This window comes from Streptomyces sp. NPDC088387 (assembly GCF_044753385.1).
Taxonomy (GTDB): Bacteria; Actinomycetota; Actinomycetes; order Streptomycetales; family Streptomycetaceae; genus Streptomyces.
In genome coordinates, this window is record NZ_JBIVNC010000003.1 from 727,164 (window position 1) to 748,521 (window position 21,358).

The window sequence follows — 21,358 nt, forward strand, 5'->3', positions numbered from 1 at the left end:
CCGATCCTGCCATGCCGGGCCCACGAGTCGGGCGAAGCGCCACTCGTGAGGACTACGGCGCTGACGACCGGGGTGTGTTTCAGGGCTTGTTCAGGGCTTGGTGACGCCGGGTCAACTGTCTTGCGCGTGTGGGGGATTGACGGGGGGCGCAGGTGGGGCGTGGCGGGCGTTCGATCACGTGTGGTGATCGAGGTGTGGCTCATTGTGGGGATTTCGGCCGGGTGTCGACGGAGCCGGGATGATGATCCGCAAAAGTTGCGGCTCCGGGCGGCGGGTGGGGCCGGTGACGGCGCGGATCTCTCGTACAGTTTGCGCCGTGGGATCTCTGCGCAATCCGGTCGGGCCGCTTCCCTCCTCCATCTACTGGCGACGGAGGGTCGTCATCGTGTCCGTGGTCGCCGTGCTGGCACTGCTGGTCACCTGGATCGTGACCTCGGGCGGTGGTGGCGGGAAGAACGGTGCCGACGGCAGCAACGGCAAGAATCCCGCGCCCTCCATCACCCCGGGACCGTCCGGATCCGGACCCGCGATCAGTCAGGCGCCGGGCGGACGCGACGAGTCGGGGGACGAGGAGACCGGCGGCGGTTCGGGCGGCGGGACCGGTGACGGGGCGTCCGGCGGTGCCGGGGGCGGGTCCGGGGACGAGGGGTCCGGCGGGTCCGCGGGGGCCGGGGGATCGGGATCGGCGGGTTCGGCCGGGTCGTCCGCCGGGTCGGCCGGGGCCGGGTCGGGTGGTGGCTCGGGTGGGGGTGTCTCTACGGGGGACGCCTTGCCTGCGGGGTCCTCGTTGCCCAACTGCACCGCCGGGGCTGTGACGTTGACTCTGCGCAGTGTGCGTAATGACTACTCGCCGGATCAGACGCCCGCGTTCCAGTTGGTCGCGCGGAACACGTCCGCCGGTGACTGCAAGGTTGATCTCGGGCCCAAGAGCGCGGTGTTGAGTGTGACGCAGGCCGGGGAGGACGAGGAGTTCTGGTCCTCGGCCGACTGTCCCTCCGGGGCGGGGAGCCGGCTCTACCGGGTGCCGGCCGACAGCAGCATCACTTACACGGTGGAGTGGGATCGGCGGCGGAGCGCTGCCGCGTGTGGGACGCCTGTGGGTGGGCGGGCCGGGGCCGGGACGTATTTGTTGGAGGCTCGGGCGGCGGGGTTTGCGAAGGCGCAGACGTCGTTTGTACTCAAGGCGGACTGACGGCCCCTGGCTCTTGCCGGGCGCGGATGTGCGGGGTCCGGCGTCGCGCTGTGGGGGGTGTCGCGCTGGACGTCCGTTCTGCTGGGCCCCGCGTTGCACTGTGAGGGCGTTGCGCAGCCCGGCGTTTGCGGGTGCCGCCCGCGCCCACCCGTGCCGCCCCAGGCGGCACGCATGCCCGCGGGCTGTGTGAGTGGGTGGGGTGGGGCGCGCGTGCGCGCGGGCTACGTGAGTGGGTGGGTGGGGCGCGCGCGTGCCTGCGGGCTGTGTGAGTGGGTGGGGCGCACGCATGCCCGCGGGCTGCGTGAGTGGGTGGGGTGCGCGCGGCCCGAGCGCGGGGTGCGTGGGTGGGGTGCGCGGTCCGAGCGCGGGCTGGGTGCTGTGGTGGGCTTGGCCGTGGGCCTGGTGGGGGTTAGACGTAGCGTTCCAGGATTGAGGATTCTGCTAGGCGGGAGAGGCCCTCTCGGACGCTTCGGGCTCGGGCCTCGCCGACTCCGTCGACCGTCTGGAGGTCGTCCACGCTGGCGGCGAGCAGCTTCTGGAGGCCGCCGAAGTGTTCGACCAGGCGGTCGATGATGGCGCCGGGGAGGCGCGGGACCTTGGCGAGGAGGCGGAAGCCCCGGGGGGAGACCGCCGAGTCGAGGGTCTCCGGCGCGCCGGTGTAGCCCAGGGCGCGGGCCACGGTGGGCAGTTCGAGCAGCTCGGCGTGGGTGAGGGCGTCCAGCTCGGCGAGGGCCTCGTCGACCGTGCGGGAGCGCTTCGCGGTGGGCTCGGGGACGTAGTCCCGCACGACCAGCTCGCGCTCGGGCTCGACGCCGGCGATCAGCTCGTCCAGCTGGAGGGCCAGCAGGCGCCCGTCCGTGCCCAGTTCGACCACGTACTCGGCGATTTCGGTGGCGATGCGGCGGACCATCTCCAGGCGCTGGGCCACGGCGGAGACGTCCCGGACCGTCACCAGGTCCTCGATCTCCAGCGCGGAGAGCGTGCCCGCGACCTCGTCGAGACGGAGTTTGTAGCGCTCCAGGGTCGCGAGTGCCTGGTTGGCGCGGGAGAGGATCGCCGCCGAGTCCTCCAGGACGCGGCGCTGGCCGTCGACGTAGAGCGCGATGAGGCGCATGGACTGGGAGACGGAGACCACCGGGAAGCCGACCTGCTTGGAGACCCGGTCGGCCGTGCGGTGCCGGGTGCCCGTCTCCTCCGTGGGGATCGCCGGGTCCGGCAGGAGCTGGACGCCCGCGCGCAGGATCTTCGACAGGTCGGAGGAGAGGACGATGCCGCCGTCGAGCTTGCACAGCTCACGCAGCCGCGTCGCTGTGAACTCCACGTCCAGCACGAATCCGCCCGTGCACATCGACTCGACGGTCTTGTCGGACCCGAGCACGATGAGGCCGCCGGTGTTGCCCCGGAGCACCCGCTCCAGGCCGTCACGGAGCGCCGTACCAGGAGCCACGGCGCTCAGGGAGGCGCGCATCAGGCCATCGGCACCGGCACTCCCACCGGACTTTCCGGGAGCTGCTGCCCGGTCGTTGGCTGCCACTGCACTCCTCCGGTCGCAGGTTCTGGAACGCTCCCGTATCGCGCACTCTGTTCGTACGCACGGGCGAGACCAGGGCAAAGTCTACCGGCGGTCCTCGTCGTCCCGGGGGGCCTCTCGGCGACGCGAGCGCGGCAGCACCCTCAGGGCGTCCCCTATGTCCGCGACTTCCTGGACCTTCATACCGGCCGGGATCTTCCCCGGATCACCCGGTACGAGCGCGTGCGTGAAGCCCAGACGGTGTGCCTCGGAGAGTCTGCGCTGAACGCCCGTGACCCGTCTGACCTCGCCCGCGAGGCCCACTTCGCCGATCGCGACAAGGTTCTTCGGCAGCGGAGTGTCGCTGGCCGCGCTCGCCAGCGCGAGGGCCACGGCGAGGTCCGCGGCCGGCTCCGTGAGCTTCACGCCGCCGACCGTCGCGGAGTAGATGTCCCTTTTGCCCAACGCGCTGATCCGGCCCCGCTGCTCCAGGACCGCCAGCATCATCGAGACCCGGGACGTCTCCAGGCCCGACGTGGTGCGGCGCGGGGACGGGATCTGTGAATCCACGGTGAGCGCCTGCACTTCGGCGACCAGCGGGCGGCGGCCCTCCAGGGTGACGGTCAGACAGGTGCCCGGCACCGGCTCCGCGCGGCGGGTCAGGAACAGCCCGCTGGGGTCGGTGAGGCCCGTGATGCCCTCGTCGTGCAGCTCGAAGCAGCCGACCTCGTCCGTGGTGCCGTAGCGGTTCTTGACTCCTCGTACGAGCCGCAGGCGCGCGTGCCGGTCGCCCTCGAAGCTGAGCACCACGTCGACCAGGTGCTCCAGCAGGCGCGGGCCCGCGATGGCGCCGTCCTTGGTGACATGGCCCACAAGGAGCGTCGACATGCCGCGCTCCTTGGAGGCGCGGATCAGGGCGCCGGCCACCTCGCGCACCTGCGCCATACCGCCGGGCGCGCCGTCGATCTCCGGGGACGCCACGGTCTGGACGGAGTCCAGGACGAGCAGCGACGGCTTCACCGCGTCCAAGTGGCCGAGGACGGCGGCCAGATCGGTCTCGGCGGCGAGATACAGGTGGTCGTCGATGGCCTTGATGCGGTCGGCGCGCAGCCGGACCTGGCTCGCGGACTCCTCACCCGTGACGTAGAGCGTGCGGTGCTCGTCGCTCGCCGACTTGGCCGCCACGTCCAGCAGGAGCGTCGACTTGCCGACGCCGGGTTCGCCCGCGACCAGCACCACCGCGCCGGGCACAAGACCACCGCCCAGCACACGGTCCAGCTCGGGCACACCGGTGGAACGGGCGGTGGCCTGACGGCCGTCCACCTGGCCGATCGGCACGGCGGAGGTGGTGACGCGGCCCGGTGTCGTCGTACGGACCGCGGGCGCGCCGTACTCCTCGACCGTCCCCCATGCCTGGCATTCGGGGCAGCGGCCGAGCCACTTGGCCGTCTGCCAGCCGCACTCGGTGCAGCGGTAGGACGGCCGGTCCTTCGCGGTCTTCGTACGGGCAGCCATGCGTGAACCGTAACCGCTGGGTCGGACAGTGCCCGGACACGGCCCGGAGAGCGCTTGCGCGCGCCCTCGCCGGACGGCTCTAACCGGCCACGGAATCGAGAACCGGCCACGGAATGAATCGTTCCTGTCCCCGATTGAGGGATCGTTTCACCCGTACGGATTAAATGTGCTCAAGGTGGAGGAAGGGGCGGTCGAGAGCCCCCTACGGTCCACGAGTGATGACCAGCAGCTCGACGACCTCGACCCGCACCACCGGCGCGCACCGGGCGCGCCGGGAGGCTCGCGACCGCGCTGCGTCGCGCACGCTGGCGCAGCGCCCGCCCGCTCGCTACGAGCCCTTCCTGGACGGCCTGTTCACCTACTGCCTGTCCGTGCTCTGCGACCACGACTCCGCGACCGCCGCACTCGGCGACGCACTCGCCGTGGCCGAACGCCGGGGCGCGCGCGCCCCGGAGGCCGCCGGGGACCGCCGCGCCTGGCTGTACGCGCTGGCCCGCTGGACCTGTCTGCGCAAGCTGGCCGAGGCCAAGCAGAAACGTCAGGCCACCCACGCGGCGGGCCGGCACACAGGCGCCCGCGCGGCCGAACCGCCCGTCGCCGAGGACGTCCAGGAGCAGCGGCGCCGTGAACTCGCCCTGCTCGCCTGGCCGGAGGCGGCCGGCACCACCCCGGAGCAGCGCGAGGCGCTCGAACTCGCCGTCCGCCACCACCTCGCCGCCCACGAGGTCGCCGCCGTGCTCGGCACCGACCTCGCCGCCACCCGTGATCTGCTGGCCGCTGCGGCCTGCGAGGTGGAGCGCACCCGCGCGGTGCTCGCCGTCGTCGAGACCGGCGGCTGTCCCGGCGTGGCCCGGCTCACCGGCGACAACCAGCTGGTGCTCAGCACGGCCCTGCGCCGCGAACTCGTGCGCCACGTCGACGACTGCCCGCGCTGCCGCCGTACCGCCGAGCGCGCGGTGCCCGGCCGCTGGCCCGGCGCCACCGTCACCCCCGCCGAACTGCCCGTCCTGGAAGCCCCCCGACCCGCCCTGCACATGGCGCTGGCCCACCACCCACGCGCGCGGGGTGCCGACGTGCCGCGCTTCGACCGGCGTGGCTTCCCCATGGACCCGAAGGACCGCGCGGCGCGAAGGGACCGCCTACGCGCGCGTGCCGTCACCACGACAGTCGTCGCCACCGTCGTCGCCGCACCGGTGATCGCCCTCTGGTCGGCCTATCGCGGCGCCCCCGCGATCGCGGACGGCGAGGGCGGGCCCGGCGCGACCGCCACGCGGGAGGACGGTCCCGGCGCGCTTGACGGCGACGCGGGCGGCGGCTACCAGAACGCGGGCAACGCCGACACCCGGCCCGGCGCCTTCGGACCCGGCAACCGGCCCGACGTCTCCGTCGAGGTGATCAGCGTCGCGGGCGCCGGCCGCAAGGGCGCCGCACAGCTCCAGGTGACCGCGGACAACAGCGGCGACACCACCCTCGTCACCCTGACCGCGACCGGTACGGCCCCCGTGAACTGGTCCCTGTCCACCGGGGCGTCCTGGCTCTACCTCAGCCGCTCCTCGGGAACGCTCCGGCCCGGCGAGTCGTTCACCGTCAAGGTGTACGTCGACCACCTGCGCGAGCCGGCCGGGTACTGGAGCGCGCGGGTGGCGGTCGCACCCGCCGGTGCCGTCGTCTCCATCGAGGGCTACGGCACCGCGCCCACGCCGTCCGACCCCGGCGGGCCCGATCCCAGGCCGACCCGTCCGGGCACCCAGCCGCCGCCCGGCTGGGAGCCCACCCACCCCGAGCCGACGCCGACGACGCCTTCGCCGACCGGGGAGCCGAGCAGCCCGCCGTCGTCGTCTCCCGATCCGGAGCCCACGCCCAGCGGCTCCTCGCCACCGGACCCGGACGGCTCGACGCCTCCGCCGGACAACGGCGGAGACCCGAGCCCGTCGACGTCGTAGTCCGGGGGTCCGGGGGTCCGGGGGGTCCGGGGGGTCCGGGGGTCCGGGGGGTCCGGGGGTCCTCAGGGGTAGCCGAACGGCCCGGGGCCCGGGGAGCCCGAACGCCCCCGGTCCCCGACTTGTGCCGGTCAGTCCCCCGACTTCACCGGGTCCGCCGACTCCGACTCCACTGGCTTCACCGGGTCCGCCGGGTGCGGGGCCAGCAGGGGCAGCTGGGACGCCAGGCGCTCCTCGCAGAGATCGACCAGACGGTCGTAGCCCGCCTTGCCCATCAGCTCGGTCAGTTCCGGGCGGTAGGAGACGTACACCGGGTCGCCCGCGCCGTGCGCCGACGTCGCCGACGTGCACCACCAGTGCAGGTCGTGGCCACCGGGACCCCAGCCCCGCCGGTCGTACTCACCGATCGAGACCTGGAGCACGCGAGTGTCGTCGGGCCGTTCGATCCAGTCGAAGGTCCGGCGGACCGGCAGCTGCCAGCACACGTCCGGCTTGGTCTCCAGCGGCTCGCGGCCCTCCTTCAGCGCCAGGATGTGCAGCGAGCAGCCCGCGCCCCCGGCGAACCCGGGCCGGTTCTGGAAGATGCACGAGCCCTGGAACGGGCGGGTCTGCCGGTCGCCGTCCTCGTCCTCCGAGATCCAGCCCTCCCGCACGCCCTCGTCGTGGTGCTGCCAGATGTCCGGCGTGAGCCGGGCCACATGGCCCGCGACCCGCTTCTCGTCGTCCTCGTCGGAGAAGTGCGCGCCCAGCGTGCAGCAGCCGTCGTCCGCGCGGCCCGCCTGGATGCCCTGGCAGCCGCTTCCGAAGACGCAGCTCCAGCGGGAGGTCAGCCAGGTGAGATCGCACCGGAAGACCTGCTCGTCGTCCGCCGGATCCGGGAACTCCACCCACGCGCGTGCGAAGTCGAGGCCCTTCTCGTCCCCGGCCGGAATCCGCCGCCGGGCCTCCAGGACCGCCTTCTTCGACACCTTCGCAGGCGAAGAACCCTTGGCCAACTTGTCCTTCTTGCCGACCTTGTCGGTCTTGCCGTTCTTCGCCTTGTTCGTCTTTGGCACGGGTCCAGGGTAAGTCGCCGTGGGCCGTCCTCGGCACCGCCTCGGGGGCAGTGCCCGGCGCGGCTGGCAGTAGCGTTCCGTATATGAGACTCGGTGTCCTCGACGTGGGAAGCAATACGGTGCATCTGCTGGTGGTGGATGCGCACCCGGGCGGGCGTCCGCTGCCGGCGCACTCGCACAAGGCGGATCTGCGCCTCGCCGAACTGCTCGAAGGGGACGGCTCCATCGGCCCCGACGGCGTCGACAGGCTGGTCAACGTCGTCCATGACGCTCTTCAGGCCGCCGAGGACAAGGGCGTGGAGGAGATCCTGCCGTTCGCGACCTCCGCGGTGCGTGAGGCGACGAACGCCGACGACGTGCTCGCGCGCGTGCGCGAGGAGACCGGCGTCGAGCTCCGGGTCCTCACCGGCGAGGAGGAGGCCCGGCTGACCTTCCTCGCGGTCCGCCGCTGGTTCGGCTGGTCGGCCGGCAAACTGCTGGTCCTCGACATCGGCGGCGGCTCCCTGGAGATCGCCTACGGCATCGACGAGGAACCCGACACGGCCGTCTCGCTCCCGCTCGGCGCCGGGCGCCTCACCGCCGGCTGGCTTCCCGGTGACCCGCCCGACCCGGCCTCGATAAGGTCCCTGCGCCGCCATGTGCGGGCCCAGATCGCCCGTACGGTGGGCGAGTTCACCCGCTTCGGCGCCCCGGACCACGTCGTCGCCACGTCCAAGACGTTCCGGCAGCTCGCCCGGATCGGCGGCGCCGCCCGCAGCGCCGAGGGCGTGTACGTCCAGCGTGACCTCAAGCGCGAGTCCCTGGAGGCCTGGGTCCCGCGGCTCGCGGGCATGACCGCCGCCGAGCGCGCCGAACTTCCCGGTGTCTCCGAGGGCCGGGCAGGGCAGCTTCTCGCTGGTGCGCTGGTCGCCGAGGGTGCGATGGATCTGTTTGGGGTGGAGAGGGTCGAGGTCTGTCCCTGGGCCCTCAGGGAGGGGATCATCCTGCGCAGGCTGGACCATATGGGGACGGCGATGGACACGCACTGAGCGGTTGCGCGCCGGCTGTTGGCGGTTTCGCGGGTCCCCGAGCCGCTGGCCCGGTGGTTGTGCGGCTGCGGGCCGGTGGGGGGTTTCGCGCAGTTCCCCGCGCCCCTGAAGAGGTGGTTGTGCGGGTGCGGGCCGGTGGGAGGTGTTCGCGCAGTTCCTCGCGCCCCTGGAAGGGTCGTTGTTCGGGTGCGGGTCCGTGGGGGGTGTTCGCGCAGTTCCCCGCGCCCCTGAAGAGGTCCGTGGGGGGTGTTCGCGCAGTTTCTTGTGCTTCTGGGCGTTGGCGCTCGTGTCTGTTGGCAGGTTGGCCCACCGGCGTGTGCGGCTGGATCGGGTTGGTCGGGGGTTGGTGGTGCCGGGCCGTCTCCCGGATCCACGTACTCTGTGCTTCGTGGTCAACCCCGTTGTACGCATCCCGGATGCGAAGGTCGCGCTGTCGACGGCCTCCGTGTATCCGGAGTCGACGGCGACGGCCTTCGAGATCGCCGCACGTCTGGGCTACGACGGCGTCGAGGTCATGGTCTGGAACGACCCGGTCAGCCAGGACATCGAGGCCCTGCGCAGGCTCAGCGACTACCACCGCGTCCCGATCCTCGCCGTACACGCGCCCTGTCTCCTCATCACCCAGCGGGTCTGGTCCACCGACCCCTGGACCAAGCTCCAGCGCGCGCAGGCGGCGGCGGAGAAGCTCGGCGCGTCGACGGTCGTCGTCCATCCGCCGTTCCGCTGGCAGCGGCAGTACGCGCGGGACTTCGTCACCGGAATCTGGCGGATGGCGGACGAGACGGATGTGCGATTCGCCGTGGAGAACATGTACCCGTGGCGCTACCGCGACCGCGAGATGCTCGCCTACGCCCCCGAGTGGGACGTCACCAAGGACGACTACCGGCACTACACCCTCGACCTCAGCCACACGGCGACGGCCCGCAGCGACGCCCTCGACATGGTCGACCGGATGGGCGACCGCCTCGGCCATCTCCACCTCGCCGACGGCAGGGGCTCGGCCAAGGACGAGCACCTGGTCCCGGGACGCGGCACCCAGCCCTGCGCCGAACTGCTCGAACGCCTCGCCCTGACCGGCTTCGACGGCCATGTCGTGATCGAGGTCAACACCCGCCGGGCCATGTCCGGCGCCGAGCGCGAGGCCGACCTGGCGGAGGCCCTGGCCTTCACCCGCCTCCACCTGGCCTCCTCGGTGCGGGTGCGGCGCGCATGACGGCGAGGATGTCCATGTCCGTGTCGCGTACGACGGTGAAGGTGGCCGGACGATGAGCAGGACCCAGCCCCAGCCCACCCCGCGGCCCGAGCCCGCCGCCACCCCCCGGCGCCGCGGCCGGCCCTCCCGTTCGGAGAGCGCCGACGGGCCCGCCGCCCGCGACCGGATCCTGGAGTCGGCCCGCGAGGAGTTCGCCGAGCGCGGCTACGAGAAGACGTCCGTACGCGGCATCGCGAAGGCGGCCGGCGTCGACTCGGCGCTGGTCCACCACTACTTCGGCACCAAGGAGCAGGTCTTCGAGGCCGCCGTCGCTGCCGCCGCTGCCCCCGCGCTGGGCGCGTCCGAGGCCATCGCCGACGGCCCGGTCGACGGCGTCGGCCAACGCCTGACCCGCTTCTTCTTCGGCGTCTGGGAGAACCCGGCCACGCGGACGCCGCTGCTGGCGGTGGTCCGCTCCGCCATGAACAACGAGACCGCCGCCACCGTCCTGCGCCGCCTCGTCGTGGCCCAGCTGCTGAGCCGGATCTCGGACGAGCTGGAGCTGCCGGACGCGGAGCTGCGGGCCGAGCTGGCGGCGGCACAGCTGGTGGGTACGGCCATCCTCCGGTACGTGATCAAGCTGGAGCCGCTGGCCTCGGCGGACGCCGAGCAGATCATCGCGCGCGTGGCACCGGTCGTACAGGGACATCTGACCGGCCGCTGAGCCCGGGCCGACGGCCACCCGCTCTGAGATACATGTCCCGCATTCCGGACACCATGTCCATCCCTTGGAGCACGGGCGTACGCTCGTAGAGGTCAGAAAACACAGGAGTCAGAAGTCCGTCCGTCCCGCACGGCCGGAACTCTCCGAAGGAGCGAGCGACGATGCCCGAGCTGAGGTCCCGCACAGTCACCCACGGCCGCAACATGGCGGGCGCACGCGCCCTTATGCGCGCCTCCGGTGTACCCGGTGCGGACATCGGCCGGAAGCCCGTCATCGCGGTCGCCAACAGCTTCACCGAGTTCGTGCCGGGCCACACGCACCTGGCGCCGGTCGGCCGGATCGTCAGCGAGGCGATCGTCGCGGCCGGAGGCATCCCGCGCGAGTTCAACACCATCGCCGTGGACGACGGCATCGCGATGGGCCACGGCGGCATGCTGTACAGCCTGCCCTCGCGCGACCTGATCGCGGACAGCGTGGAGTACATGGTCGAGGCGCACTGCGCCGACGCCCTGGTCTGCATCTCCAACTGCGACAAGATCACCCCGGGCATGCTGAACGCCGCGCTGCGGCTCAACATCCCGACCGTGTTCGTCTCCGGCGGCCCCATGGAGTCCGGCCGCGCCACGCTGGTCGACGGCACGGTCCGCACGCTCGACCTGGTCGACGCGATGTCCGAGGCCGTGAACGAGAAGATCTCGGACGAGGACATCCTCCGTATCGAGGAGAACGCCTGTCCGACCTGCGGCTCGTGTTCCGGCATGTTCACCGCCAACTCGATGAACTGCCTGACCGAGGCCATCGGCCTCTCCCTCCCCGGCAACGGCTCGGTCCTCGCCACCCACACCGCCCGCAAGCAGCTCTACGTCGACGCCGCGTACACGGTCATGGACCTGACCCGGCGCTACTACGAGCAGGACGACGAGACGGTCCTGCCGCGCGGCATCGCCACGTTCGCCGCCTTCGAGAACGCCATGGCCCTGGACATCGCCATGGGCGGCTCCACCAACACGATCCTGCATCTGCTGGCCGCCGCCCAGGAGGCCGAGGTGCCGTTCGGCCTGGAGCAGATCGACGCCGTCTCCCGGCGGGTGCCGTGCCTGGCGAAGGTCGCGCCGAACATCGCCAAGGACCGTACGTACTACATGGAGGACGTGCACCGCGCGGGCGGCATTCCGGCGCTGCTCGGCGAACTGCACCGCGCGGGGCTGCTCAACGAGGACGTGCACTCGGTGCACAGCCCCTCGCTCGCCGACTGGCTGAAGACCTGGGACGTGCGGGCCGGCTCGCCCTCCCCCGAGGCGATCGAGCTGTGGCACGCGGCGCCCGGCTGCCGGCGTTCCGCCGAGGCCTTCTCGCAGTCCGAGCGCTGGGAGGCCCTCGACGAGGACGCCGAGGGCGGCTGCATCCGCTCCGCCGAGCACGCGTACTCCAAGGACGGCGGGCTCACCGTGCTCCGCGGCAACCTCGCCGTCGACGGCTGTGTCGTCAAGACGGCCGGCGTCGACGCGTCGATCTGGACCTTCGAGGGTCCCGCGGTCGTCTGCGAGTCGCAGGAGGAGGCCGTCGAGAAGATCCTCACCAAACAGATCACCGAGGGCGATGTCGTCGTCATCCGCTACGAGGGTCCCAAGGGCGGGCCCGGTATGCAGGAGATGCTCTACCCGACCTCGTATCTGAAGGGCCGGGGGCTGGGCAAGGTGTGTGCGCTGGTCACCGACGGGCGGTTCTCCGGGGGTACGTCGGGGCTGTCCATCGGGCATGCGTCGCCCGAGGCGGCGTCCGGCGGCACGATCGCGCTCGTCGAGGACGGCGACCGTATCCGGATCGACATTCCGAACCGGTCGATCGAGCTGCTTGTCGACGATGCGGAGCTGGCTCGTCGTGAGGGGGAGCTGGGTGGGGTGTACGCGCCCCGGAACCGGGAGCGGAAGGTGTCGGCGGCGTTGCGGGCGTATGCGGCGATGGCCACGAGTGCGGATCGCGGCGCTGTGCGGGATGTCAGCAAGCTGGGCTGAGCGTCGCTGCTCGGGTGCGGGTCCGTCGTGGCCGTTCGCGCAGTTCCCCGCGCCCCTGAAAGCCACAAGCGACCGGCGTAGCCGCGGGCATGCGTGTCGCCTGGGGTGATGGGGGTCCCCCCGCTCGCGCGACGCCGAGAGTGGGGGAGGGTGGGCGCGGCGGCACCCCCGTCGCGCCGGGTTGCGCAACGTCTCCCGACCCGCGCCCCGACGCCGGGTGCCGCATCCTCACCAGTTGCCCGCGGCACCCCCGTCCACCCCGAACAGCGTTCCGTCCGGGGCCGCGGCGAAGATCTCGCCGTCGCCGACCACCGGCACCGCCAACCCCGACACCACGGACTCCCGCGCGGCCCCGGGCCGAGCCCCCGTCTGCCCCAGCAACGCACCCTTCACCGTGTCCACGGCCACCAATCGCCCGTCCCCGGCACTGAAATACAGCCGTCCCCCCACCGCCACCGGCGCGGACGGAAAACTCACCGACGTCTCCAGCCGCCACCGCTCCGCGGATGACGTACCCGTGTCGACGGCGACCAACGCCCCGTCGACCCCCATCAGATACACGGTGTCCCCGTCCACCACCCCCTGCGCCCCGGCCACGGGATACCGCACGTCGATCCGCCGCTGACGACGCTCCTCGACGTCGTACCGCACCACCGCATCCGTGTCCGCGTACGCCGCCGTCGTCGAGGTGAACCACAGCACACCGTCGTCCCGCGCCCCCACCAGCCCGAGCGCCCCGGAAAGCCGCCGCTCCCACCGCACGGCCCCCGTTTCCGCGTCCACCGCGGTGACCCGCGTCCCGTCACTGCCGTCGGTGCCGACGACGTAGGCGACCCCGCCCCCGTACGACTGGAACACCGGCTGGGTGAGCCCCGCCACCGCGTGCCGCCACTTCCGCTCGCCCGTGGCCGCGTCCAGCGCGGTGACCGTCGAGTCGTCGGCCGTCAGCAGGACCACCCCGCCGACGTGCGCGATCCGCCGGCCGTAGCCGGTCAGGTCCTGGCTCCAGCGGGTTCTGCCGGTGGTGGGGTCGAGCGCGTCCAGCCGCCCCCCGCCCTCGGCGACGACATGCACCAACCCGCCCGACAGCACCGGCGGTTCGGCGATCCCCCCGCCGTCGGACCCGGTCGAGCCCGCGGCATCCGCGCGCGCCCACCTCACCTTGCCGTCGACCGGATCGACTGCCGCCGCCAGCAGCCCCGGCCGGGTGCAGTAAAGAGCCGCGGGCGCATACACGCACCGCGGCATCCCGCTCACCTCGGCCCCCGGCGCACCCAGATCGACGTCCCACGCCCGGAACCGCTCGGCCTTCCCCTGCCCGGCCGACGCCCGAGCCGGCCCGCCCCCCGGGAACTCACCGCCCGCCACGGCCAACGCCCCCGCCGCGAGCGCGAGTACGGCCACCCCGGCACCGGCCACCGTCCACCACCGCCGCCGTCTTCGCCGTACGTCCCCGGGAACCCGAATCCGCACCCGGTCCCGGTGGTGCGTCGGCGCCTCGGAGGCACGGGCGCCGCTGCCGTTGGCCGCTCCCGGCGTCCCCAACACCGGTTCGGCCGCCCGCTGTTCGGGGATGAACGCCTGCGTGTCGTACGACGCAGACACCGACCGGAGTTCCGTCATCAGCTCGTCCGGTGTGGGCCGGGCCGCCGGATCCTTGGCCAGGCAGCGCGCGACGAGCGACTCCAGATCTGCCGGGACACCTGTCAAGTCCGGCTCTTCATGGACGACTTGATACGCGACCAGATACGGGCTGTCCGAATCGAACGGCCCGCTTCCGGTCGCCGCGTGCACGATGACCGACCCCAGCGCGAACACATCCGCCGCCGGCCCGACATCCCGCGGCCTGCGGAACTGCTCCGGAGCCATGAACGGCGGCGTACCGATCAACTTGCCGGTCTCGGTGCGCAGTTCACTGTCGGAGGGCCGGGAAATGCCGAAGTCGATGACTTTCGGGCCATCATCGGCGAGCAGCACGTTGCTGGGTTTGAGATCCCGGTGGACCACACCGGCGCGGTGGATGTCCCGCAGCGCCTCGGCCAGCCCCGCCATCAGCTGCCGCAGCCGCGCGGAGGGCAACGCGCCATTCCGCTTCACATACTCGGCGAGAGTCGGACCGGGGATGAACAGCGTGGCCATCCAGGGCCGTTCAGCCTCCGGATCGGCGTCGACGACGGGCGCGGTGAAGGCACCGCTGACCTTCCGCGCGGCCCCGACCTCCTGCCGGAACCGCCCCCGGAACTCCGGGTCCTGGGCGAAGTCCTCGTGTACGACCTTCACGGCGAGCCTCAACCCCGAGGCCGACCGCGCCAGATGTACGACACCCATGCCTCCGGAGCCCAACTCGGACTCCAGCAGATACTGACCGGCGTACTGCGGAGATTCCGCTTCCGCGTCCGCACCGGTGCTGCGCCATGGCGGCATCGCTCACCCCCGGATGCTGGCCGCACGCACGACGCGCTGAGCCTAGTCGATGCTTCGTGCGAAACATCCGGGGCTTGCTAGCCTCGGTGCGCCGCATGATTTTGGCGTGAACCGTTCACAAGTACCCGAACAGGGATCCAAACGGGGGGAGGCCGACATGGCCACGGAGGACATCGGGATACAGGGCACCGGCGAGGCGACCGCCGTGGTGCCCAGCGCGCTTCCGGCCGAGGAGAGCGCGGTGGAGGAACTGGCCGAGGACATCGCGGCCGAGGAGCTCGTCGCGGAGATCGAGACGACGGCGGCCGTGCGGACCCGCGCCTACCCGGTCGCCCCGGGCGTGCGCCTCAACGTCCGCCGCGGACCGGGCACCGGCTACGGCATCGTCCGCGTCCTGCCCGAGGGCGCCACCGTGCCGATCTTCTGCCAGCGCCCCGGCACCAGCGTCAGCGGCCCCTACGGCACCTCGAACATCTGGGACTGCATCGCCAACGAGCAGTACGTCTCCGACGCCTACGTCAGGACCGGCAGCGACGGCTACGTCGCCCCGCGCTGCTCCTGACCCGTGCCCGGCACGGGTGCCCGTGAGGGGTGGGGAGCAGACGCCGGCCGGCGGTGATAATCGTCGGGTGAGCCAGAACCAGAACGGCACCCCGGACCAGCCGACGACCCCCACGGGCCCCCAGCCCGAGCCGATCCGTTTCTTCGGCACGACCTGGGTCGACCACACCAACGGCTACGCCCTGCGCCGGGTCGGCGCCGCCGTCGGCTCCCTCGCCCTGGCCGTCGCCGCCTGTCTGGTCCTGCGCTTCGCCTACGAGGGCATCCAGCTCGCCGAGTCGGGCGGCTTCGTCACCGTCCTGGTCGTGGTGATGTTCGCCGTGTGCAGCGCACTCGCCTTCCGGCACACCTGGGACAGCTTCGGCAAGCGCCCCGACCCGGAGCGCCAGTCCTCCCTGCGCGGCCTGCTGGCCATCGGTTTCGTCGGCTCCCTCCTCGCCTACTTCTTCCGCTCCCTCGTCGAGGCCCCGGGCGAGAAACTCCACCGCGCGGAGTACGAGGAGTCCAGGCGCCGCCACGAGAAGCGCGCGAGCCGCCGCACCGGCAGCCCCAGTAAGAAGCGCCGCCGCCAGTAGTGGCCGGGCGCCGCCACGGGCTCTCACCAAAAGCACGCACAGTCCTCACCCGGCCCCGCCACCATGGCCGTATGACGACACCCTCCCCGGCGTCCCGCACCGCCCAGGAACAGGAACAGGAACAGGCCCAGGCGCAAGCGCGTGAGCAGGAACAGGCGCAGGTCAGGGCGCGGTCCTTCAACTCCGCCGCCGCCCAGTACGCCGCCAACCGCCCCTCCTATCCGCCCGCCCTCTTCGACGCGATCGAGGAACTCTCCGGCCGCCCCCTCGCCGGCGCGCTCGTCGCGGACGTGGGAGCCGGCACCGGCATCGCGACCGCCCTGCTGCGGCAGCGCGGCGCCGAGATCATCGCCGTGGAACCCGGCGACGGCATGGCCGCCCAGTTCCGGCGCACCCTCCCGGACGTCCTCCTCGTCCGCGGCGACGGCGACCACCTTCCGCTGACCGACGCCTCCGTCGACCTCGTCACCTACGCCCAGGCCTGGCACTGGACCGACCCGGCCCGCTCCCTCCCCGAAGCCCGGCGCGTACTGCGCCCCGGCGGCGCGCTCGCCCTGTGGTGGAACCGGGACGCCCTCGACGTCCCCTGGATCGCCGAGCAGTCCGACCGCATCCGCCGCCACTTCGCCCGCGACCTCGCCACCGAGATGCGCCGCATCACCGAAAGCGCCACCAGCGCCCCCTCCGGCCTCGACTTCACCGTCCGCCGCGTCCGCTGGAGCCGCCAGGTCCCCCTGGACACCCACCTGGCCAACCTCGCCAGCCACTCGATCTTCCTGGTGGCCGACGAGGACCACCGCACCACCTTCCTCGCCCAGGAACGAGCCCACCTCCTGCGCCACTTCCCGGACGAGGTGATCGAGGAGACCTACGACGTGGACCTCCTCCTCGCCAGGAAGCCCTGACCCGCACCACACCCGAAGAACCCCTCGCAGCGGGCCGGAACCACTCCGGACCCGCCCCCAGGCATGCCCCGACGCGCCCACGATCCGCCGCCCCACTTGACGGCGCCTCAACCCCGCGAGCATTATTCATCACATGATGAATTACTTGCCCGAGCCACCCGGCTCACCCGGCCACACCCCGGCCGACCCCTCAACCACCCCCGCCGTACAGGCCCACAACCTCACCGTCGTACGCGGCCCCCGCACCGTCCTGCGCAGTCTCGACTTCACCGTCCCCCGCGGCCAGATCACCGGCCTCCTCGGCCCCTCCGGCTGCGGCAAGTCGACCCTGATGCGCTCGATCGTCGGCACCCAGGCCAAGGTCACCGGCACCCTGGACGTCCTCGGCCGCCCCGCCGGCCACGCCACCCTGCGCAGCCGCATCGGCTACGTCACCCAGGCCCCGTCCGTCTACGACGACCTCACCGTCCGGCAGAACCTCGAGTACTTCGCCGCGATCCTCGACCCCGGCCGCGCCGCCGCCGACCACCGCCGCGCCAACGTCACCCGGGCCATCGGTGACGTCGACCTCACCAGCCACGCGCACGCCCTCGCCGGCAACCTCTCCGGCGGCCAGCGCAGCCGCGTCTCCCTCGCCGTCGCCCTGCTCGGCACCCCCGAACTCCTCGTACTCGACGAACCCACCGTCGGCCTCGACCCCGTCCTCCGCCGCGACCTGTGGAACCTCTTCCACGCTATCGCCGCCGACCGCGGCGCCACCCTCCTCATCTCCTCCCACGTCATGGACGAGGCCGAGCGCTGCCACCGCCTCCTCCTGATGCGCGAGGGCGAGATCCTCGCCGACGACACCCCCGCCGCCCTGCGCACCCGCACCGGCACCGGCACCGTCGAAGAAGCCTTCCTGCACCTGGTGGACCAGGCCGTCGCGGCAGGCCGCACGAAGGAGAGCACCCGATGAGCACCCTCAGCACCACGCCGTCGGCACCCACGGCCCCGGCCGCGCCCGCCGGCGTCCTCAGCGCCTCCCGCACCCTCGCCACCGCCGCCCGCGTACTGCGCCAGCTCGGCCACGACCCCCGCACCATCGCGCTGCTGATCCTGATCCCGTGCGTGATGCTCTTCCTGCTGCGCTATGTCTTCGACGCCAACGACCGCACCTTCGACAGCATCGGCGCGTCCCTCCTCGGGATCTTCCCGCTGATCACGATGTTCCTGGTCACCTCCATCGCCACCCTGCGCGAACGCACCTCCGGCACCCTCGAACGGCTCCTCGCCATGCCCCTCGGCAAGGGCGACGTCATTGCGGGCTACGCCCTCGCCTTCGGCGCCCTCGCGATCGTCCAGTCGGCCCTCGCCACCGGGCTCGCCCTGTGGGTTCTTGATCTGGACGTCACCGGCTCGCCCTGGCTGCTGCTTCTGGTGGCCCTGCTCGACGCGCTTCTCGGCACGGCCCTCGGTCTCTTCGTCTCGGCCTTCGCGGCCTCGGAATTCCAGGCGGTCCAGTTCATGCCGGCAGTGATCTTTCCTCAGCTCCTCCTGTGCGGGCTCTTCACTCCGCGGGACCAGATGCATCCCGCCCTCGAAGCGATCTCCGACGTCCTTCCGATGTCCTATGCCGTCGACGGCATGAACGAAGTGCTCAGGCACACCGACATGACGACCGACTTCGTCCGGGACGCCCTGATCGTCGCGGGCTGCGCCCTCCTCGTTCTCTGCCTGGGCGCAGCGACCCTCCGCCGCCGCACGGCGTGACCATCGCCGGGTGCGGGCCGGTGGGGGTTTGTCGCGCAGTTCCCCGCGCCCCTGAAAGGTCGTCGGTCGGCCGCGGGCCCGGTGGGGGCTGGTCGCGCAGTTCCCCGCGCCCCTGAAAGCCCGCGTAGCCGCGGGCATGCGTGCCGCCTGGGGCGGCACGGGTGGGCGCGGCGGCACCCCGTCGCGCCGGGCTGCGCAACGCCCCCGCCGGAGGCGGATCCGTCGGCGCCGGGCTGCGCAACGCCCCCCACCCGCGCCCCGGCCGACGTTTCGCCCATCGGACACGTGGGCCGTCCGCCGGCGCCGGGTGCGAGGATGCTTTCAGGACGACGCACCCCCGGAGGGCACCCGCACCATGACTCACAAAGTCGCAGTCCTGGGCACAGGCAAGATCGGCGAGGCCCTCCTCAGCGGCATGATCCGCGCAGGCTGGACCCCCGCCGACCTCCTCGTCACCACCCGCCGCCCCGAGCGCGCCGAGGAACTCCGCACCCGGCACGGCGTCACCCCGGTCACCAACCCCGAGGCCGCCAAGACCGCCGACATCCTGATCCTCACGGTCAAGCCGCAGGACATGGGCACCCTCCTCGACGAACTCGCCCCGCACATCCCGACCGACCGCCTGGTCATCAGCGGCGCCGCCGGTATCCCCACCTCCTTCTTCGAGGAGCGCCTCGCCACCGGCACCCCCGTCGTCCGTGTCATGACGAACACCCCCGCCCTCGTCGACGAGGCCATGTCCGTCATCTCCGCCGGCAGCCACGCCACCGCCGAACACCTCGCCCACGCCGAGGAGATCTTCGGCGCCGTCGGCAAGACCCTGCGCGTCCCCGAGTCCCAGCAGGACGCCTGCACGGCCCTCTCCGGCTCCGGCCCGGCGTACTTCTTCTACCTGGTCGAAGCGATGACCGACGCCGGCATCCTGCTGGGCCTGCCCCGCGACAAGGCCCACGACCTCATCGTCCAGTCCGCGATCGGCGCCGCCACCATGCTCCGCGACAGCGGCGAACACCCCGTCAAGCTCCGCGAGAACGTCACCTCGCCCGCCGGCACCACCATCAACGCCATCCGCGAACTCGAGAACCACGGCGTCCGCGCAGCCCTCATCGCTGCCCTGGAAGCAGCCCGCGACCGCAGCCGCGAGCTGGCCTCCGGCAACGGCTGACCCGTCGGCCGGACCGCCGCCCCCGCACCTACCCCGCGGCGCTCACAACTTCACCCGACGCCCCCGACGCCCTCGATGTCTCCGACGCGGGCGGCAACAGCCCGATCGCCCGATAGGCGGTATCGACGGTCGGCCGCGCCATGGCCCGAGCCCGCTCCGCACCATCCCGCAGCACCCCCTCCACATACGCAGGATCCGCGCACAACTCCTTGTGCCTCTCCTGTACGGGCCGCAGCACCTCGACGACCGCCTCCGCGGTGTCCTTCTTCAACGAGCCGTACGACTCATATACACCGCTCAGGTCCTTCGGGTTCCCACCCGTACAGGCCGCGAGGATCTCCAGCAGATTCGCGACCCCCGGCCGGCCCTCGGGGTCGTACTCGACGTCCCGCCGGCTGTCGGTCACCGCCCGCATGACCTTCTTCCGTGCCACGTCCGGCTCGTCCAGCAGATAGATGATCCCCGGGCCCGTGTCGTCGCTCTTGCCCATCTTCGACGCCGGCTCCTGGAGGTTCATCACCCGGGCCGCCACCGACGGATGCGTCGCGCGCGGCACCACGAACGTATGTCCGTACCGCTGGTTGAACCGCACCGCCAGATCCCGCGCCAACTCCACATGCTGCGTCTGATCGTCCCCGACCGGCACCTCGTCGGTCGCGTACGCCAGGATGTCCGCCGCCATCAGCACGGGATACGTCAGCAGCGACAGCCGCACACTCCCGCCCCGCTCCCGCTCCACCGCGGCCATCTCCTTGTACTGGATCATCCGCCGCATCTCGCCGTCGCCGGCCACGCACTCCAGCAGATACGACAGCCGCGCGTGCTCATCCACATGACTCTGTACGAAGACGGTGCACAGCCGCGGATCAAGACCCGAGGCCAGCAACAGCGTCGCGGCCTGCCGGCTCAGTCTGCGCACCCGCGCCGGATCGTGGTCCACGGTCAGCGCGTGCAGATCCACCACACAGAACAGCGCGTCCGCCGCGTGCTGGTCCACCGCGGCCCACTGCCGCATGGCTCCCAGATAGTTCCCCAGCGTCAGATGCCCCGTCGGCTTGACCCCGCTGAAGACCCGCTTCATCTCTCGACCTCCTGGTAAGGACCACCGCACCCGTCGGCCGGTCCCCCGGAGGGAGAAACAAGAACGGCCGCCGATGCGGCGGCCGTTGAGTGCATACGTGATGCGGCCGCCGTCAGGCGGCCCACCAGAGCTGGGTACACGTACGCGTAGTCATACGGCCGAGAGTACGCCTCCCGAACCCCCTCAGGCCCTGGGTTTGACACGGGACACGCCGGTCCGTAGGGTTCTCCGAGTTGTCCGACGTGAGCGCCGACCCCGGTCGGTCCCCGGACAGCCATTCCGCAGGTCCCAACCACTCTCGGCGAACAGCCGGTCAGTTGTCTGTCCGTCTGCCCGTCGCGTTGTTGGTATGTGTATTTGCGAAATGAGGAATCCACGTTCGAAAGGACGCAGGCCCCGATTAGCTCGGGCGCCGGGAATCCGCTAATGTCTCACCTCGTCGGAACAGCCCCAGGGCTGCGAGGACAAGCCCCGCCGACCGGGGATCGGGCCCGAAAGGGTCTGGTAGAGTCGGAACCGCCGGAAAGGGAAACGCGAGAGCGAGAACCTGGAAAGCACCGAGGAAATCGGATCGAGAAACGGTCTGATACAGTCGGAAACGCAAGACCGAAGGGAAGCCCGGAGGAAAACCCGAGAGGGTGAGTACAAAGGAAGCGTCCGTTCCTTGAGAACTCAACAGCGTGCCAAAAATCAACGCCAGATATGTTGATACCCCGTCTCTCTG

The 21,358-nt window shown here is 71.7% G+C and carries 17 protein-coding genes; 12 read left to right on the forward strand and 5 right to left on the reverse strand.

All coding sequences use genetic code 11. The features are described 5' to 3' along the window. Positions 1 to 316: 316 nt before the first annotated feature. A complete protein-coding gene (locus ACIQAC_RS11455; RefSeq protein ID WP_402189226.1) occupies positions 317 to 1,192 on the forward strand; it encodes a hypothetical protein in 876 nt (291 codons plus the stop codon). Positions 1,193 to 1,601: 409 nt separating this feature from the next. Here the strand turns inward: ACIQAC_RS11455 and disA are convergent, their stop codons facing one another. After that, complete coding sequence (gene disA / locus ACIQAC_RS11460; RefSeq protein ID WP_402189228.1) at positions 1,602 to 2,726, reverse strand: DNA integrity scanning diadenylate cyclase DisA; 1,125 nt, start codon at positions 2,724 to 2,726, stop codon at positions 1,602 to 1,604. 81 nt (positions 2,727 to 2,807) lie between these two features. Continuing rightward, positions 2,808 to 4,217: a DNA repair protein RadA gene (radA, locus tag ACIQAC_RS11465; protein WP_402189229.1), complete on the reverse strand. Its 1,410-nt coding sequence runs from the start codon at positions 4,215 to 4,217 to the stop codon at positions 2,808 to 2,810. Positions 4,218 to 4,435: 218 nt separating this feature from the next. Here radA and ACIQAC_RS11470 point away from each other — a divergent pair, with 218 nt between their 5' ends. Then, the gene (locus tag ACIQAC_RS11470; protein WP_402189231.1) at positions 4,436 to 6,160 is read left to right on the forward strand and encodes a hypothetical protein; all 1,725 of its coding nucleotides are present in this window, start codon (positions 4,436 to 4,438) and stop codon (positions 6,158 to 6,160) included. A gap of 128 nt (positions 6,161 to 6,288) precedes the next feature. Here the strand turns inward: ACIQAC_RS11470 and ACIQAC_RS11475 are convergent, their stop codons facing one another. Further along, on the reverse strand, positions 6,289 to 7,212 hold the full coding sequence (locus ACIQAC_RS11475; protein WP_402189233.1) for a hypothetical protein: 924 nt from the start codon (positions 7,210 to 7,212) through the stop codon (positions 6,289 to 6,291). 83 nt (positions 7,213 to 7,295) lie between these two features. Between ACIQAC_RS11475 and ACIQAC_RS11480 the strand changes: the two genes are divergently transcribed. From ACIQAC_RS11480 to ilvD, 4 genes are all read left to right on the forward strand, one after another. Beyond that, on the forward strand, positions 7,296 to 8,240 hold the full coding sequence (locus ACIQAC_RS11480; protein ID WP_402189234.1) for a Ppx/GppA family phosphatase: 945 nt from the start codon (positions 7,296 to 7,298) through the stop codon (positions 8,238 to 8,240). A gap of 388 nt (positions 8,241 to 8,628) precedes the next feature. Further along, positions 8,629 to 9,453 (forward strand): sugar phosphate isomerase/epimerase family protein, encoded by an 825-nt coding sequence (locus ACIQAC_RS11485; RefSeq protein WP_402189236.1) that lies wholly within the window; start codon positions 8,629 to 8,631, stop codon positions 9,451 to 9,453. Between the two features lie 52 nt (positions 9,454 to 9,505). Then, positions 9,506 to 10,156 carry a TetR family transcriptional regulator gene (locus tag ACIQAC_RS11490; RefSeq protein WP_402189238.1) on the forward strand — a complete coding sequence of 217 codons (651 nt, stop codon included), beginning with the start codon at positions 9,506 to 9,508 and terminating at the stop codon, positions 10,154 to 10,156. A gap of 161 nt (positions 10,157 to 10,317) precedes the next feature. Then, a complete protein-coding gene (ilvD, locus tag ACIQAC_RS11495) occupies positions 10,318 to 12,171 on the forward strand; it encodes a dihydroxy-acid dehydratase (protein ID WP_402189239.1) in 1,854 nt (617 codons plus the stop codon). Positions 12,172 to 12,399: 228 nt separating this feature from the next. On the opposite strand, the gene ACIQAC_RS11500 is transcribed toward ilvD, so the two are convergent. Beyond that, positions 12,400 to 14,595: a serine/threonine-protein kinase gene (locus tag ACIQAC_RS11500; RefSeq protein ID WP_402189241.1), complete on the reverse strand. Its 2,196-nt coding sequence runs from the start codon at positions 14,593 to 14,595 to the stop codon at positions 12,400 to 12,402. Between the two features lie 157 nt (positions 14,596 to 14,752). Between ACIQAC_RS11500 and ACIQAC_RS11505 the strand changes: the two genes are divergently transcribed. The 6 genes from ACIQAC_RS11505 (at position 14,753) to proC (ending at position 19,553) form a co-directional block, all read left to right on the forward strand. Continuing rightward, entirely contained in the window at positions 14,753 to 15,157 is a 405-nt protein-coding gene (locus tag ACIQAC_RS11505; RefSeq protein ID WP_402189243.1) for a peptidase, read from the forward strand. Between the two features lie 67 nt (positions 15,158 to 15,224). After that, positions 15,225 to 15,731: an EamA/RhaT family transporter gene (locus ACIQAC_RS11510; RefSeq protein WP_402189245.1), complete on the forward strand. Its 507-nt coding sequence runs from the start codon at positions 15,225 to 15,227 to the stop codon at positions 15,729 to 15,731. Positions 15,732 to 15,802: 71 nt separating this feature from the next. Further along, positions 15,803 to 16,636, forward strand: coding sequence for a class I SAM-dependent methyltransferase (locus ACIQAC_RS11515; RefSeq protein ID WP_402189246.1), 834 nt, complete (start codon positions 15,803 to 15,805; stop codon positions 16,634 to 16,636). Positions 16,637 to 16,769: 133 nt separating this feature from the next. Then, complete coding sequence (locus ACIQAC_RS11520) at positions 16,770 to 17,594, forward strand: ABC transporter ATP-binding protein (RefSeq protein ID WP_402189248.1); 825 nt, start codon at positions 16,770 to 16,772, stop codon at positions 17,592 to 17,594. Then, the gene (locus tag ACIQAC_RS11525; RefSeq protein ID WP_402189250.1) at positions 17,591 to 18,388 is read left to right on the forward strand and encodes an ABC transporter permease; all 798 of its coding nucleotides are present in this window, start codon (positions 17,591 to 17,593) and stop codon (positions 18,386 to 18,388) included. Before ACIQAC_RS11520 ends, ACIQAC_RS11525 begins: the two co-directional genes overlap by 4 nt. Before the next feature lie 355 nt (positions 18,389 to 18,743). After that, positions 18,744 to 19,553 carry a pyrroline-5-carboxylate reductase gene (proC, locus tag ACIQAC_RS11530; RefSeq protein ID WP_402189251.1) on the forward strand — a complete coding sequence of 270 codons (810 nt, stop codon included), beginning with the start codon at positions 18,744 to 18,746 and terminating at the stop codon, positions 19,551 to 19,553. A gap of 28 nt (positions 19,554 to 19,581) precedes the next feature. Here proC and trpS read toward each other — a convergent pair whose 3' ends face one another. After that, positions 19,582 to 20,634: a tryptophan--tRNA ligase gene (trpS, locus tag ACIQAC_RS11535; protein ID WP_402189253.1), complete on the reverse strand. Its 1,053-nt coding sequence runs from the start codon at positions 20,632 to 20,634 to the stop codon at positions 19,582 to 19,584. Between the last annotated feature and the right edge of the window lie 724 nt (positions 20,635 to 21,358).

Excerpts from the sequence above, each read along its gene's own strand:
- ACIQAC_RS11490 (WP_402189238.1), top strand. The coding sequence starts at position 9,506 with ATGAGCAGGACCCAGCCCCAGCCCACCCCGCGGCCCGAGCCCGCCGCC.
- ACIQAC_RS11520 (WP_402189248.1), top strand. The coding sequence starts at position 16,770 with ATGATGAATTACTTGCCCGAGCCACCCGGCTCACCCGGCCACACCCCG.
- ACIQAC_RS11515 (WP_402189246.1), top strand. The coding sequence starts at position 15,803 with ATGACGACACCCTCCCCGGCGTCCCGCACCGCCCAGGAACAGGAACAG.
- trpS (WP_402189253.1), bottom strand. The coding sequence starts at position 20,634 with ATGAAGCGGGTCTTCAGCGGGGTCAAGCCGACGGGGCATCTGACGCTG.
- ACIQAC_RS11470 (WP_402189231.1), top strand. The coding sequence starts at position 4,436 with ATGACCAGCAGCTCGACGACCTCGACCCGCACCACCGGCGCGCACCGG.
- ACIQAC_RS11500 (WP_402189241.1), bottom strand. The coding sequence starts at position 14,595 with ATGCCGCCATGGCGCAGCACCGGTGCGGACGCGGAAGCGGAATCTCCG.
- proC (WP_402189251.1), top strand. The coding sequence starts at position 18,744 with ATGACTCACAAAGTCGCAGTCCTGGGCACAGGCAAGATCGGCGAGGCC.
- radA (WP_402189229.1), bottom strand. The coding sequence starts at position 4,217 with ATGGCTGCCCGTACGAAGACCGCGAAGGACCGGCCGTCCTACCGCTGC.
- ACIQAC_RS11525 (WP_402189250.1), top strand. The coding sequence starts at position 17,591 with ATGAGCACCCTCAGCACCACGCCGTCGGCACCCACGGCCCCGGCCGCG.
- ACIQAC_RS11480 (WP_402189234.1), top strand. The coding sequence starts at position 7,296 with ATGAGACTCGGTGTCCTCGACGTGGGAAGCAATACGGTGCATCTGCTG.
- ilvD (WP_402189239.1), top strand. The coding sequence starts at position 10,318 with ATGCCCGAGCTGAGGTCCCGCACAGTCACCCACGGCCGCAACATGGCG.
- ACIQAC_RS11505 (WP_402189243.1), top strand. The coding sequence starts at position 14,753 with ATGGCCACGGAGGACATCGGGATACAGGGCACCGGCGAGGCGACCGCC.